This is a genomic window from Rhizobium sp. NXC14 (assembly GCF_002117485.1).
Classification (GTDB): Bacteria; Pseudomonadota; Alphaproteobacteria; order Rhizobiales; family Rhizobiaceae; genus Rhizobium.
In genome coordinates this window covers 270,964-284,306 of record NZ_CP021030.1, presented here as the reverse complement: position 1 = coordinate 284,306, position 13,343 = coordinate 270,964, and the positions used below count along the sequence as shown (strand labels likewise).

At 62.1% G+C, this 13,343-nt stretch carries 15 protein-coding genes; 9 read left to right on the top strand and 6 right to left on the bottom strand.

All coding sequences use genetic code 11. The features are described from left to right. Nucleotides 1-20: 20 nt before the first annotated feature. Complete coding sequence (locus tag NXC14_RS01420; protein ID WP_085776642.1) at nt 21-371, top strand: ArsC family reductase; 351 nt, start codon at nt 21-23, stop codon at nt 369-371. A gap of 3 nt (nt 372-374) precedes the next feature. Then, a complete protein-coding gene (ybaK, locus tag NXC14_RS01415) occupies nt 375-848 on the top strand; it encodes a Cys-tRNA(Pro) deacylase (RefSeq protein ID WP_085776641.1) in 474 nt (157 codons plus the stop codon). Here ybaK and NXC14_RS01410 read toward each other — a convergent pair whose 3' ends face one another. Continuing rightward, a complete protein-coding gene (locus NXC14_RS01410; protein ID WP_085779929.1) occupies nt 849-1,292 on the bottom strand; it encodes a helix-turn-helix domain-containing protein in 444 nt (147 codons plus the stop codon). 82 nt (nt 1,293-1,374) lie between these two features. On the opposite strand from NXC14_RS01410, the gene NXC14_RS01405 reads away from it, so the two are divergent. Continuing rightward, nucleotides 1,375-2,058, top strand: a complete 684-nt coding sequence (locus tag NXC14_RS01405; protein WP_085776640.1) for a glutathione S-transferase family protein — start codon at nt 1,375-1,377, stop codon at nt 2,056-2,058. 233 nt (nt 2,059-2,291) lie between these two features. Then, nucleotides 2,292-3,545, top strand: a complete 1,254-nt coding sequence (locus NXC14_RS01400) for an aminopeptidase (protein WP_085776639.1) — start codon at nt 2,292-2,294, stop codon at nt 3,543-3,545. Here NXC14_RS01400 and NXC14_RS01395 read toward each other — a convergent pair. Then, nucleotides 3,493-4,404: an EamA family transporter gene (locus NXC14_RS01395; RefSeq protein WP_085776638.1), complete on the bottom strand. Its 912-nt coding sequence runs from the start codon at nt 4,402-4,404 to the stop codon at nt 3,493-3,495. The genes NXC14_RS01400 and NXC14_RS01395 overlap by 53 nt on opposite strands. An 81-nt stretch (nt 4,405-4,485) precedes the next feature. Here NXC14_RS01395 and NXC14_RS01390 point away from each other — a divergent pair, with 81 nt between their 5' ends. Beyond that, on the top strand, nt 4,486-4,983 hold the full coding sequence (locus NXC14_RS01390; RefSeq protein ID WP_085776637.1) for a MarR family transcriptional regulator: 498 nt from the start codon (nt 4,486-4,488) through the stop codon (nt 4,981-4,983). On the opposite strand, the gene NXC14_RS01385 is transcribed toward NXC14_RS01390, so the two are convergent. Both NXC14_RS01385 and xseA read right to left on the bottom strand, forming a co-directional pair. Then, nucleotides 4,984-5,574 (bottom strand): NAD(P)H-dependent oxidoreductase, encoded by a 591-nt coding sequence (locus tag NXC14_RS01385; protein WP_085776636.1) that lies wholly within the window; start codon nt 5,572-5,574, stop codon nt 4,984-4,986. A gap of 2 nt (nt 5,575-5,576) precedes the next feature. Next, the gene (xseA, locus tag NXC14_RS01380; protein ID WP_085776635.1) at nt 5,577-7,157 is read right to left on the bottom strand and encodes an exodeoxyribonuclease VII large subunit; all 1,581 of its coding nucleotides are present in this window, start codon (nt 7,155-7,157) and stop codon (nt 5,577-5,579) included. Between the two features lie 339 nt (nt 7,158-7,496). On the opposite strand from xseA, the gene NXC14_RS01375 reads away from it, so the two are divergent. Beyond that, nucleotides 7,497-7,739, top strand: a complete 243-nt coding sequence (locus NXC14_RS01375; RefSeq protein ID WP_020920162.1) for a hypothetical protein — start codon at nt 7,497-7,499, stop codon at nt 7,737-7,739. A gap of 28 nt (nt 7,740-7,767) precedes the next feature. Here NXC14_RS01375 and NXC14_RS01370 read toward each other — a convergent pair whose 3' ends face one another. Next, a complete protein-coding gene (locus NXC14_RS01370; RefSeq protein ID WP_085776634.1) occupies nt 7,768-9,615 on the bottom strand; it encodes a hypothetical protein in 1,848 nt (615 codons plus the stop codon). A 161-nt stretch (nt 9,616-9,776) separates the two neighbouring features. On the opposite strand from NXC14_RS01370, the gene NXC14_RS01365 reads away from it, so the two are divergent. Beyond that, on the top strand, nt 9,777-10,784 hold the full coding sequence (locus NXC14_RS01365; RefSeq protein ID WP_085776633.1) for a glycosyltransferase: 1,008 nt from the start codon (nt 9,777-9,779) through the stop codon (nt 10,782-10,784). Beyond that, nucleotides 10,781-11,158: a GtrA family protein gene (locus NXC14_RS01360; RefSeq protein WP_085776632.1), complete on the top strand. Its 378-nt coding sequence runs from the start codon at nt 10,781-10,783 to the stop codon at nt 11,156-11,158. The genes NXC14_RS01365 and NXC14_RS01360 overlap by 4 nt, the downstream gene beginning before the upstream one ends. Nucleotides 11,159-11,167: 9 nt before the next feature. On the opposite strand, the gene NXC14_RS01355 is transcribed toward NXC14_RS01360, so the two are convergent. Continuing rightward, nucleotides 11,168-12,154, bottom strand: coding sequence for a Gfo/Idh/MocA family oxidoreductase (locus NXC14_RS01355; RefSeq protein ID WP_085776631.1), 987 nt, complete (start codon nt 12,152-12,154; stop codon nt 11,168-11,170). A 236-nt stretch (nt 12,155-12,390) separates the two neighbouring features. Between NXC14_RS01355 and NXC14_RS01350 the strand changes: the two genes are divergently transcribed. Further along, the gene (locus NXC14_RS01350) at nt 12,391-13,338 is read left to right on the top strand and encodes an aldo/keto reductase (RefSeq protein ID WP_085776630.1); all 948 of its coding nucleotides are present in this window, start codon (nt 12,391-12,393) and stop codon (nt 13,336-13,338) included. The last annotated feature ends 5 nt before the right edge of the window (nt 13,339-13,343 follow it).

The window sequence follows — 13,343 nt, the reverse complement described above, 5'->3', positions numbered from 1 at the left end:
CACAGGGAGATCGATCGGGCATGGCCGTCACCATCTATGGCATCAAGAATTGCGACACGATGAAGAAAGCCCGTAGTTGGCTGGAAGAACACGGCGTCGATTATGAGTTTCACGATTACAAGGCACTCGGCATCGACCGCGCCCATCTCGAAGCCTGGATCGATGAAGCCGGCCTCGATACGGTGCTCAACCGCGCCGGCACCACCTTTCGAAAACTGCCCGATGCCGAGCGCGAGAACCTGAGCCGGGAGAAGGCGATCGCGCTGATGCTCGACCAGCCGTCGATGATCAAGCGGCCGGTGCTGGAGGCGGAAGGCAAGCTCTTGATCGGCTTCAGGCCGGAGAATTATTCGGATCTGTTCGGGCGCTGAGCAATGTCCAAGACCACGCGCGCGACACAGGTTCTCTCCCAGGCGGGTGTCACCTTTACCATTCACAGCTATGATTATGATCCGGGCGCGGAGCGTGTCGGGCTGCAGGCGGCGGAAGCCTTAGGCGAGGCGCCGCAGCGCGTGCTGAAAACGCTGATGGCGGAGGTGGACGGCAAGCCCGTCTGCGTTGTCGTGCCGTCGGATCGCGAAGTCAGCATGAAGAAACTCGCCAGCGCCTTTCGCGGCAAATCCGCCAATATGATGAAGCCTGCCGATGCCGAACGGCTGACGGGCTACCATGTCGGCGGCATCAGCCCCTTCGGCCAGAGGAAGACCGTGCCGACGGCAATCGAGGAGATCGCTCTCGCCGAGCCGCTCGTCTATATCAATGGCGGACAGCGCGGACTGCAGGTGCGGCTTGATCCGAAGGATGCACTGAAGGTGGTAAAAGCCGTCGGCGCGCCATTGGTCGCCTGATCAGAGGAAACGAGCGAGCAGACCGGAAATCGCCTTCGCCTCGTCTTCGGCAAGCTTGCTGCCGACATGGGTCTCGATCGCGGCGGCGTAGACAGTCCACATCCGCGCGCGAAGCGTTCGGCCGGCGTCGGTAATCAGAACCCAGCGCCCGCGGCCATCCTCGGCGAAGACCTCACGCCGGACCAAGCCCTCTCTTTCCAGCCGGTCGATCAGCCGGGAAAGATTATACTGGGCCAGCAATGTCCGCTCCTCTATCTCGTAGGGCCGCAGCTTGCCGTCGTTCGCGCGCGCCAGTTCCCACAGCACGTCATACCAGGCAAGCGGCGGCATGCCGGCCGCTTTCAGATCGGCTTCGATCGCGGCGAGCAGCCGTTCGCGAGCGCGCATGATGCTGGTCCAGGCAGAGGTGGCGGTTTCGCTCGGCTTCGGCGTCTTTTCCATGATAGATGCAGATACATTTATCTTGCGCAAAGCCGCAAGCACTATTATATGCAAATGCATCCATTGGAACTGCGAGGAGACGTTCATGAGCAGGCTTACCCTCATCAGCCACCATCTCTGCCCCTATGTGCAACGCGCCGCCATCGCGCTTTACGAAAAGGATGTTCCCTTCGAGCGCGTCAACATCGACCTTGCCAACAAGCCGGACTGGTTCCTGCAGATCTCGCCGCTCGGCAAGGTGCCGCTGCTGAGGATCGAGGAAGAGGATGGCAGCGAGGCCGTCCTCTTCGAAAGCAGCGTCATCTGCGAATATCTGGAGGAGACGCAGGCGGGACCTGCCCTGCATCCTGCCGATCCACTTGCCCGCGCCCGCCATCGCGGCTGGATGGAGTTCGGCTCGTCCGTGCTTTCCGATCTCTGGGGCTATGAAACGGCCACGGAGGTGGAACAGCTGGAGGCCAAGCGCAAGGCGCTGATCGCCAAGTTCACGACGCTCGAAGGAGCGCTCGCGGATGGACCTTATTTTTCCGGCAGCAGCTTCAGCCTCGTCGACGCCGTCTTCGCGCCGATCTTTCGGTATTTCGATGTTTTCGACAGGCTGGGGGATAGCGGCATCTTCGAGGGGCTCGAGCGGGTGACGCGCTGGCGGAGCGCGCTCGGCGAACGGCGGAGCGTGAAAGACGCCGTCGGCGAGGATTATCCGCAGCGGCTGTTGGAATTCCTGGAAAAGCACAAGTCGATCCTGCTCAGGCTGCCCATCGCGGCCTGAGGCGTGATGCTGAAACCGGTCGGGCATGGCGCCGGCCGGTTTCAAATCGGCGGCGGCGCGCTTCATTTTCGCCGCAAACGGGTCTAAGTCTTTCAGCCTCCTGGAGCGGTTCAGCTTTTCACGGAAGCGCAGAACCGCTCCAATCTTTTGGATCTACGCAATTCCGGACGGAAAACCGCTTCGCACTTTTCCTGGAATTGCTCTAGCGTCGATGACAGAAGGCAGGTTGAACCATGACTTTCATGCCCCAGAGCCAGAACACCGTTGATCCCGTCAAGCTGGAGAAACTCGCGGAAGTCGCGGTCAAGGTCGGGCTGCAGCTGCAGAAGGGCCAGGATCTGGTGATCACCGCGCCTGTTGTGGCGCTCCCGCTCGTTCGCCTCATCACCAAACACGCGTATCAGGCCGGCGCCGGTCTGGTAAGCGCCTTCTACTCCGACGAGGAAACGACGCTGGCGCGTTATCAGTACGGCAGCGACGAGAGCTTCGACCGCGCCTCCGACTGGCTCTACGAGGGCATGGCCAAGGCCTATGCCAACGGGGCGGCCCGTCTGGCGGTCGCCGGCGACAATCCAATGCTGCTTTCCGAGCAGGATGCCGGCAAGGTCGGCCGCGCCAATCGCGCCACATCAACCGCCTATAAGCCGGCCTTGGAAAAGATCTCGAATTTCGACATCAACTGGAACATCGTCTCCTATCCCAACCCCTCCTGGGCCAAGGTGGTCTTCCCCGACGACCCGGAACCGATCGCAATCGCCAAGCTCGCCAAGGCGATCTTTGCCGCCTCGCGCGTCGATGTCAGCGACCCTGTCGCCGCCTGGGCGGAGCACAATACCAATCTCGCCAAGCGCTCAGCCTGGCTGAACGGCGAGCGTTTTGCCTCCCTGCATTTCAAGGGGCCGGGCACCGATCTGACGGTCGGTCTTGCCGACGGGCATGAGTGGCATGGCGGCGCCTCCACCGCCAAGAACGGCATTACCTGCAATCCGAATATTCCGACTGAAGAGGTGTTCACGACGCCGCATGCGTTGCGGGTCGAAGGTCATGTCTCGAGCACCAAACCGCTCTCGCATCAGGGCACGCTCATCGACAATATCCAGGTGCGCTTCGAGGGTGGGCGGATCGTCGAAGCCAAGGCGTCACGCGGCGAAGAAGTCTTGAATAAGGTGCTTGATACCGACGACGGCGCGCGCCGGCTCGGCGAAGTGGCGCTCGTGCCGCATTCCTCGCCGATCTCAGCGAGCGGCATTCTGTTCTACAACACGCTGTTCGACGAAAACGCCTCCTGCCACATCGCGCTCGGCCAGTGCTATTCCAAGTGCTTCCTCGATGGCGCTTCACTGAGCCAGGAGCAGGTCAAGGCGCAGGGCGGCAATTCCAGCCTGATCCACATCGACTGGATGATCGGCTCCGACAAGGTCGATATCGACGGCATCACACCGGACGGTGGGCGGGTTCCGGTGATGCGGCAGGGCGAGTGGGCCTGAGCGGCATCACCGTGCGCTGACTGAGCCAGACGCTGGCAAGGACCATGGCGAAGCCGGCAAGCTGCGCCGGCGTCAGGCTCTCGCCGAGCGCCAGCCAGCCGAGAAGAGTGGCAACGACGGGGCTCAGGAAGCCAAGCGACGCCGCAGCCGAGGGCTCGATGCGGGACAGACCGCGAAACCACAGCAGATAGGTAAAGGCCGCTCCGATCAGGCCAAGCCAGGCGATTCCGAGTATATTGGCGGCCGTCTGCACCGGTAGCGCCGGCTCAAGCAGCAAGGCGACGGGCACGAGCAGGATACCGCCCGCGGTCAATTGCCATGACGTAAAGGTAAGGCTGGAAACAGGCGGCTGCCAGTGACGGGTCAGCACCGTGCCGAAGGCCATGGAGACGGCGCCGGCAAGGCCAGCCGCAACGCCCAGAGCATCGAGCGCCGCATTCGGCGTCAGCACCAGCAGCGCGACGCCTGCCATGCCGATCAGGCCGGCGACGACGGCAAGGAAGCGGATCGGCTTGCCGAGGAAGAGGCGCGACAAGGCGATGACAATCAGCGGCTGAACGGCGCCGACCGTGGCCGCGACGCCGCCCGGCAGGCGATAGGCCGAAACAAAGAGCATTGCCCAGAAGAACGAGAAGTTCAGCGCCCCGAGAATGAAGGCGCGGCCCCACCAGACCCCCGTCGGCAGCTTCCGGACAATGAGCAGGAGAAGCAGGCCGGCCGGCAAAGCACGCAGCATGGCGACAGACAGCGGGTAACCCTGCGGCAGGAAGGACGTCGTGACGAAATAGGTGCTGCCCCAGATGGCGGGGGCGATAGCGGTCGTCAACACGTCGGCGATATGGCGGGAATTTGTCTTCATATCAAGAATCTCTATATCAAGATAAATTGAGCATAGTCCATTTTATCTTGACGTCAAGATATCCACTGCTATCGATGTGACATGGGTGAAGAGAAGCAAGATCACGTCGACCGAATCCTGGCGCAATGGCGGCGCGAGCGGCCCGATCTCGACGTCGAACCGATGGGCATCCTCGGGCGCCTGAAGCGCCTCGGCACCCATCTCGGCCGCGAGGTCGAAGCCGTGCTCATGAAGCACGGGCTTTCAACGCCGGCCTTCGACGTCCTAGCCACACTTCGCCGTTCAGGCGCGCCGCACCGGCTTTCGCCGGGCGAGCTTCTGGAGATGACGATGGTGAGCTCCGGCACGATGACGAACCGGATCGACCAGTTGGAGAAAGCTGGATTCGTCGAGCGCATCGTCAATCCGCAGGACAGGCGCAGCGTGCTGATTGCGCTGACCGACAAGGGACTTGCGACCGTCGAAGAGGCGGTCGGCGCCCATGTCGCCAATCAGCAGCGGCTGACGCGCAATCTGACACCCGAGGAAAGGGCCACGTTCGACCGGCTGCTCAAGAAGTTCCTGTCGGACTTTGAATAGTCAGACTGCGGCGAGCAACTTACGGACGCGCTCCAAATGCGCCTTGCGCCTGGCATCAGTCGCGCGGTCCATGTCGTGCAGGCTCAGCATTCGGAAGACGAGCTTCTTCGCGCAGAATGCGGCAATGCCGCGCTTCAGCAGGCGGCGGACGGGATCGCCCATATAAAGATGCACCAGCCACCAGGGCGAGCCCGTCGTGGTCAACGCATAGAGCAGCCGGATATTGGTAAGCTCGGGCACGATGCGGCCGCCGGCGGCATCGTGGGTGAAGGCCACGCCGGGCGCGAAGATGCGATCGAAGAACCCTTTCAGCACGGCTGGAAAATTGAACCACCATTGCGGAAAGACGAGGACGAGACCGTCAGCCGCCTTCAGGCGGCCAACGATGCCGGCAACGGCCGAAGTGTCGTAGGGCATATCGAAGTAAGCGCGGCGCTCGGCTTCGGAAAGGCGCGGATCAAAATCCTCAGCGTAGAGATCAATGAGATCGACAACATGCCCGGATGCTTCCAGTGCCTCGCGGGCCGTGCGCGCCACCGAGGCAGCGAAACTTTCCGGCAGCGGATGGGCGAGCACCAGCAGGATCCGCATCGTCAGAACAAGCTTCCCTGCTTCGGCGTCTCGGCAGGTTTCGCGCCCCGCTTCTTCGCCCCGGCGGGCGGTACGCCGCCTTCTGTGGTCATGGCGCCGACCCGGCCGTCGGCAAATTCGATGGCGATGCCCATACCGGGGGAGAGTGCCGCCGCCTGCGAAACCGGCCTGTTGTCCTCATCGCGAATGACGGCGTAGCCGCGCTTCAGCACATTCTTGTAGGAGAGCGACTGCAGCACGCGGTCCTGCGCGGAAAGTTCGGCGCGGGCGCGCGTCAGTTGATGGCGGATCGCCGTATCGGCATGGCGCGAAAGGTTGCCGAGCCGCTCACGACTCCGGTCTGTCTGGGTCTTCAGCCGCGCCGGCAGCGAAGCGAGGATGGCCTCGGCGCGGTCAATGCGGGATTTCGAGCGATCGAGCAGACGCTCGACGGTGCGCTCGGCCCGCGCCATGCGCTCGCTCAGAAGCTGGCGTCGCTCGGCGATGCGATTGGAGAGCACATCGGGGCGCAGATGCGAGGCCATACGCTCGAAGCCGCGGCGCTTGTTGATGGTGTTGAGTTCCAGGCCGCGGCCAAGGCCGGCGGCTGCTTCATCAAAACGGCGGCGCGGCAAGGCGAGAAGCTGATCGAGCGAGGGCAACGCCCGCATCAGGCTGCGGACGGACTGGCGGCGCTGATCCATCTGCCGGTTCATGCAGCCCTGCAGGCGGGCGGCAAGCGCCGCAGCCTGCGCCTCGAGCTCCGCCTTGACGGGCACGGCCATTTCCGCCGCCCCCGTCGGGGTCGGAGCGCGGACATCGGCGGCATAGTCGATCAGCGTCCAGTCGGTCTCGTGGCCGACGGCCGAGATCAGCGGTATGCGGCTTTCGGCAACGGCGCGCACGACGATCTCGTCGTTGAAACTCCAGAGATCTTCCAGGCTGCCGCCGCCGCGCGCGACGATCAGCACATCCGGGCGGGTGATGGCGCCCGTGGGCCCCAGCGCGTTGAAGCCGCGGATGGCGTTCGCCACCTCCTCGCCGGATCCCTCCCCCTGGACCTTCACCGGCCAGACGAGGACATGCACGGGAAACCGATCGGAGATGCGGTGAAGGATATCGCGGATGACGGCGCCGGTCGGCGAAGTGACGACGCCGATCACATGCGGCATGAAGGGCAGGCGCTTCTTGCGGGCGGCGTCGAACAAACCCTCGGCGCCGAGCCTGCGCTTGCGCTCCTCGATCAGCGCCATCAGCGCGCCGGCGCCTGCCGGCTCAAGCGTCTCGATGACGATCTGATATTTCGAGGAGCCCGGAAAAGTGGTGACCTTGCCAGTGGCGATCACCTCCATGCCTTCCTCGGGGCGGAACTTCAGCCGCGAGAACGTGCCCTTCCAGATCACGGCGTCGATGCGGGCGCGATCATCCTTCAATGCGAAATAAGCGTGGCCGGAGGAGTGCGGACCGCGATAACCGGATATTTCCCCGCGCACGCGAACCTGATCGAAGGCGGTTTCGACGGTGCGCTTGATCGAGCCGGAAAGCTCCGAAACCGAATATTCGGCAAGGTTGGTCGGCGAATCGCTGTCGAAGAGGTTGCTCATCCCTCCTTTCTATTTCCATTGGCGGGAAACAGGAAGGTCCGCGACCGCCGGAGAGACCCGTTTTCCCGACGGCTGAACCGTTAGCGTGGCAGAGTCGAGGCCGTTCTTTCAAGACTTATGCCCTGGGCTTTGCGTGCATGCGGTCGTTGCAGCAGAAAAAATGACAAGAAAAACGGGAAAATCCGTTTCGCCCGGGAACGCATAGATAAAAAGCGCGTTTTACCCGAAAGGGATTGCTAACCACCGCAATACAAAGGATTTTCAGCCGAGAGAGCCGGTAAATCTTTGTTAGTTGGCGCTTCCTATTCTTCCCCTCGTTCTCTCTGGGAAGGTGCTGAAATGATTATTCTCACAGCAGCAGCATTGGGCATCAGCGCCGGGTTAATGCGCTCGGCCGCCGGGATCGCGTTGGTGGCCGCGTTGATCGGAATGAGCTTCACCCTGGCGGCGATAACCTCGCCGGGGCCAGTGTCACTTTTGGCGCTTGTTTATGCCATTCTCGGCTATAATGGCGGTCTTATCCTCTTTGTGCTCGGGCTTTATGCCAGCGACCGTCTGCGGGCCGTCCGCACGTCTCACTGACGTCAGCGCAACATAAAGGCTGCCGGCGTCAATTCGCCGTCGGCCGGTAGCGGAAGAACTGGACGCCCGTATCCGGCACTTTTGCAAGTGGTTCCAGATAGGACGGAATATTCCCCTTGCCGAGTTCGGCATAGAGCCCATCCGGCTTCAGTTTGGCAAGTTCGCGCGTCTGCAGGTCCTTCGGGCAGAAAGCAAGCGCCGTCACACCGGCTCCCTTCAAAAAGGCTTCCGCCTCCTGCGGCTTTGCCAGGCCGATATGCATTTGCGTCAGCATGCCGCCCTGATCTCGGTGATAGGGGGCGGCGAGAACCCGATTTTGCGTGAATCGGAGGATTGGCACACCCATTTCCGATGGCGCGGAGACCAGGCCGGGCGGTAGTTCGCCAAGCGGTGCCAGCGCCTCTTTCGATGTGCAGGAGAGCGCCCTTGCCGGCTCCGCCGCCTTGTTCTGCGCATCGTTCTCCATCTGCATTGAAACAAGCCCGCCGCCGACGGCCCAGACCGCCGGAACGCTTGCGAGAACACTCGTCACATAGATAAGGGCGGCAGCGACATTCTCGCTGTCGCTGTTGGAGATCCGCCTGACATCGATAATCAGCAGGGCGAGCGGCAGGATCGAAAGCAGGTTCGAGAAGGAAGAGCCGCGCACCTGGACCAGCGCGATCGCCCAGCTCGTGGCAAGCAGGAAGAGCAGGATAAGGTGGATCTGCACGCGATCGCGCTGAATGATGCGAAAGATGCAGACGGCAATGCCGAGCAGACCTGCCGCATAGAAGGCTCCGACCAAGGTGGGATCGGTGCGCGCCAGCGCCAGGAGCGACTGGGCTTCCGAAATATGGCGCAGCCAGAGTTCGACCAACATCGGATCGAGACTGCCCAACGGATCGCTCAGGCATTGCGGTGCGATGACGATCGCCGCACCAAAAACGCCGGCGCCGACAAAGGCGAGCGCGATAAAGCGCAAGGGTCGACGCAAGCCGCTCGCAAAAATGGCCGAAAACAACAGGAGGCCGCTGCCGATCGCCGCCAGACTGTAGTAGCCGAGCGAGAGATTATCGCAGGTAACCATCGAATAGAGCCGGGGCGGAACCGTTGCGAAGAAAAGAATGTTGATCGCAATCGTCAGCGACAGCCCGAAGGCCCGGGCCGCAGCGCAAAAATTCTCGCCTTCCCATGCCCAGAGCAGCGCGACCGTGAGGCAGACGGCAGCGACGAAAGGAGTGGTCTCGGCGCCGATGGCGATGGCGACAGCCGCCGCAACGCCGGCGACCGCGTAGCTCCAACCGCGACGCGCGGGATCCATGAGCATGGCCACCATCGTCGCGACCAGCGCCAGCTGCGCATTGTGATGATCGATGGCGCCAGGGGCGAAGCGGTTTCCGATGTAGATCGCCGGTGCAGTGAGACCGAGGGCGATATGCATACCCGCAATGCCGCCGATCCGCCGGCCGGCAATGCCCATGGCGAGCATGGCAGGAAAGATGAGCGATACGGGCCAGACGGCCAGCGCCAGCGCCTCGGCGGTTTCACGCGGCGCAAACAGGTCGAAGAACCAGATCAGCGAAGCGATCGGCAGATCGATCAGACGCGACCAATGCATCAGCGTACCGCCGGCGAGGCCGAGACGATATTGCATCAGATCGAACCAGCCCTGACCGGCAAGAAAATCGCGAACCTCGACGAGACGCATGCCATCGTCATTGTCGGGACCGACATAATCCGTGGCGCCGGAGAGCTTGGTAACAAGGATGACGGCGGCGAGGATGACACTATAGGCGATGACGGCGGGCCAGAGACGCGTCAGCAGCGCCCCGAGCCGGCTCCTGCGGGCGGCGGTTACGGTCGACGCATTGGCGATCGGCTGCACGGCATTCATCGTGGTTAGCAACTCGTTTCCAGATCGCCGAACCTTAGCGGGCGCCGATCAAGAAAGTGTAAAGCCGTTTGCGCACGCAGCCGACTTTGCCTCGGTCATAGGGTTTATTAACGCTGCATGATTTAAGCTGTTGGCGGCTTTTCAGTGTAACGAGTAGAGTCATGGCCCGAACGCGTTCCCATCACCCGGACATTGCCGTCCTGCTTCCCTGCTATAATGAAGCTGCGACGATCGGCTCCGTGGTGCAGGGCTTCCGGGCGACGCTGCCGGATGCCGCAATCCACGTCTACGACAATAATTCCACCGACGGCACCGCGCTGCAGGCGATGCTGGCCGGAGCGCATGTCGTGCGCGAGCGGCGGCAAGGCAAGGGACATGTCGTGCGCCGCATGTTCGCCGACATCGAGGCCGACATCTACATCATCGCCGACGGCGACGGAACCTATGCACCCGGCGATGCCGAGGAACTGGTGCGGACGCTTCTGACCGAACGCGCCGACATGGTTGTGGGAACCCGGCGCGGCGTGCATGCCGACGCCGGCCGTCAGGGCCATGCGCTTGGCAACCGGCTTTTCAACCTGCTCTACCGGACGATCTTCGGCCCCGACTTCACCGATATTTTTTCGGGCTACCGCGCTTTCTCGCGCCGCTTCGTCAAGAGCTTCCCGGCAGTATCCGGCGGCTTCGAGATCGAAACCGAGATGTCGGTGCATGCCTCCCGGCTGAAACTTCCGGTCAGCGAGCTGGAGCTCGATTATGGCCGCCGCCCGGAAGGTTCGCACTCCAAGCTTTCGACGTTCGGCGACGGCGGAAAAATCCTCTGGATGTTCGCGATGCTGATGAAGGAAACGCGACCCTTCGCCTTCTTCAGCGCGATAAGCGCCGCCTTCATGCTGACGAGCCTCGGCTTCATGACGCCGGTGCTGGCAGAATATTTCGACACGGGCCTCGTCAGCCGCATGCCGACCTGGGTGCTGTCGATGGCGCTGATGATGATCTCCTTCATGCTTTTTACCGCCGGCGTCATCCTGGATTCCGTGGCCCGGGCCCGGGCCGAGCAGCTTCGCATCCATTATATGAGCCTGGAGACCGCCAGCGCGGCCAAGGCGCCGCTCGCCGACGCAAAACCGGCATCGCGTGAACGTCCCGGAAAGGCGGATGCGGCATGAGAAAGCTCGTCCGCTTCGCGATCGGCGGCGGCATCGGCTTCCTTGTCGATGCCGGCATGCTGACGGCGCTGCTCCATCTGACGCCGCTCGGCCCATTTCTGGCGCGGCTCGTCGCCATCGGGGTGGCAATGGCGACCACCTGGGCCTTCAATCGCAGCTTCACCTTCGATCGTTCCGGGCGGTCGCTTGCTGCCGAGGGTTTCCGCTACGGCTCGGTCGGCGTGACGGCGGCGCTTGTCAATTACGGGCTTTACTCTGCGCTGCTGCTTTCGCTGCCCACGCTGCAGCCGCTGGCGGCCATGGTGATCGCCAGCGTCGCCTCGATGGTCTTCAGCTTCTTCGGCTATTCGCGCTTCGTCTTCCGCCCGGAATGAGCGGAATGATCAGACTGGTTCCCAGCCGTCCTTCTCGCTGGCGCGGTAGATCGCATCGATCACCTTCTGGTTCAGCTTCGAGTTTTCGAGCGTGACGATCTCTTCCTTGCCGTTCTTTACCGCCCGAGCGAAGGCCTCGACCTCGCGCCTATATTGGCGGCTGTCCTGATAGCGGAAGATGCGCGATTCATTGTGGCTGCGATCGGCCAGTTCGATCTCTTCCGGTCCCCAGCGATTGGCGTTGAAGGGCGACTTGACCTCGATGTAGCCTTCGGTGCCATGGAAGACCATGACCTGGCGGTTGGCCATCTGCGTCGAGACGTAGAAGCTCAACTCGAAATCGCCAAAATCAGCCTTGACGCTCGAATAGATGTCCGTGCCGAAATCCGCATCGCGCTCGGTGATCGCCTGGATCCGGAGCGGCTCCTTGCCGGTGGAAAAGCGGGTGCTCATGACGGGGTAGACGCCGATATCGGGAAGGCCGCCGCCGCCGAGTTCAGGAATATTGCGCATGTTGGCGGGGTCGCGGTTGAAATAGGTGAAGGCGCCCTGAACATGCCGGAGCGAACCGATCGCACCCTCCGCGATCAGCGAACGCACCTTCTGCCAGACGGGGGCATAGGTGACCATATAGGCTTCGGTCACCACCACCCGATTCCGGTCGCGGGCGGCGATCACCTCGTCGATATCGGCTGCTTTCAATGCCAGCGGCTTCTCACAGAGCACATGCTTGCCGGCATCGGCCGCCTTGATCGCCCATTTGATGTGCTGCGAGGTCGGCAGCGGAATGTAGACAGCGTCGATGACGTCGGAGGCGAGCATCTCCTCGTAGGAGCCGAAGGCATGCGGCACGGAAAAGCGGTCCGCCATCTCTCTCGCGCGCGCGAGATCGCGGCTTGCGATTGCGGTGACGACGCAGTTTTCCGCGTCCTGAATTGCTGGAACGACGTTGTCGCGGCCGATCTTCGCCGTTGATATGATACCGAAACGCAACATGATCCAATCTCCCAAAGCTGATTTTCCGCGAACCATATGCAGGCCTCTGCTGCGGCGCAATGGCACAAGCTGAAATCACGGAAACTTGGCTTCCCTCCCGCCCGGATCGCGCTAGGTTAGGCGAAACAACAAGCATGATGACTCCGAAAATCGTTCGCACTTTTCGGCATCGTGCTCCGGGCCGGCGCCCTGCCGTATCCGCGGTTTCAATCAAATTATTCATTTTGGAGAGCGTCATGAACATGCGCCGGCTTGGGAAAACAGGTCTTTCGGTGTCGCCGATCGTCTTCGGCGGCAATGTCTTCGGCTGGACGGCCGACGAGAAAACATCTTTCGCCATTCTCGACGCCTTCTTCGACGCGGAGCTCAACACCATCGACACGGCCGATGTCTATTCCGCGTGGGTTCCCGACAACAAGGGCGGCGATTCCGAGGAGATCATCGGGCGGTGGCTGAAGCAGGCGCGAATTTCCCGCGACAAGGCCGTGATCATTACCAAAGTCGGCTCGGACATGGGACAGGGAAAGACCCTCAAGGAGGCATACATCCTGAAGGCGGTAGAGGATTCGCTGCGCCGGCTGCAGACGGACTATATCGATCTCTATCTCGCGCACTGGCCGGATGCCGATACGCCGCAGGAGGAAACGCTCGGCGCCTTCGCCAAGCTGAAGCAGCAGGGCAAGGTCCGCGCCATCGGCTGCTCGAACTATGATGCGAATCTGCTGCAGGCGTCGTTCGACGCAGCCGAGAAGGCCGGCCTGCCGCGATACGACGTGCTGCAGCCGGAATATAATCTTTACGAGCGCGCGAGCTTCGAGGGGCCACTGGCCGAACTCTGCATCAAGCAAGACATCGGCGTCATCACCTATTTCAGCCTCGCGGCCGGCTTCCTCACCGGTAAATACCGCACTAAGGCCGATACGGAAGGCCGCGCTCGGGAAGGCCGGGTTTCGCAATATCTCGATGCCAAGGGCCTGCGCATCCTCGCCGCGCTTGATCAGGTTTCGGCCGAGACCGGCGCCAAACCCGCGGAAATCTCGCTCGCCTGGCTGTTGCGCAAGAAGGGCGTGACGGCACCGATCGCGAGCGCAACCAGTCTATCGCAGCTTGAAAGCCTGGTGAAATCAGCGACACTTGCACTTTCTGAAGAAGCAATGGCGCTGCTCGACGAAGCCGGTGCCTGAAACAG

Bases quoted from the DNA above. Each gene is read 5' to 3' on its own strand.
- NXC14_RS01390 (WP_085776637.1), top strand. From the start codon at position 4,486: ATGGGTGAAGAGAAGCAAGATCACGTCGACCGAATCCTGGCGCAATGG.
- NXC14_RS01365 (WP_085776633.1), top strand. From the start codon at position 9,777: ATGGCCCGAACGCGTTCCCATCACCCGGACATTGCCGTCCTGCTTCCC.
- NXC14_RS01420 (WP_085776642.1), top strand. From the start codon at position 21: ATGGCCGTCACCATCTATGGCATCAAGAATTGCGACACGATGAAGAAA.
- xseA (WP_085776635.1), bottom strand. From the start codon at position 7,157: ATGAGCAACCTCTTCGACAGCGATTCGCCGACCAACCTTGCCGAATAT.
- NXC14_RS01350 (WP_085776630.1), top strand. From the start codon at position 12,391: ATGAACATGCGCCGGCTTGGGAAAACAGGTCTTTCGGTGTCGCCGATC.
- NXC14_RS01395 (WP_085776638.1), bottom strand. From the start codon at position 4,404: ATGAAGACAAATTCCCGCCATATCGCCGACGTGTTGACGACCGCTATC.
- ybaK (WP_085776641.1), top strand. From the start codon at position 375: ATGTCCAAGACCACGCGCGCGACACAGGTTCTCTCCCAGGCGGGTGTC.
- NXC14_RS01400 (WP_085776639.1), top strand. From the start codon at position 2,292: ATGACTTTCATGCCCCAGAGCCAGAACACCGTTGATCCCGTCAAGCTG.
- NXC14_RS01405 (WP_085776640.1), top strand. From the start codon at position 1,375: ATGAGCAGGCTTACCCTCATCAGCCACCATCTCTGCCCCTATGTGCAA.
- NXC14_RS01355 (WP_085776631.1), bottom strand. From the start codon at position 12,154: ATGTTGCGTTTCGGTATCATATCAACGGCGAAGATCGGCCGCGACAAC.
- NXC14_RS01375 (WP_020920162.1), top strand. From the start codon at position 7,497: ATGATTATTCTCACAGCAGCAGCATTGGGCATCAGCGCCGGGTTAATG.
- NXC14_RS01370 (WP_085776634.1), bottom strand. From the start codon at position 9,615: ATGAATGCCGTGCAGCCGATCGCCAATGCGTCGACCGTAACCGCCGCC.
- NXC14_RS01360 (WP_085776632.1), top strand. From the start codon at position 10,781: ATGAGAAAGCTCGTCCGCTTCGCGATCGGCGGCGGCATCGGCTTCCTT.
- NXC14_RS01385 (WP_085776636.1), bottom strand. From the start codon at position 5,574: ATGCGGATCCTGCTGGTGCTCGCCCATCCGCTGCCGGAAAGTTTCGCT.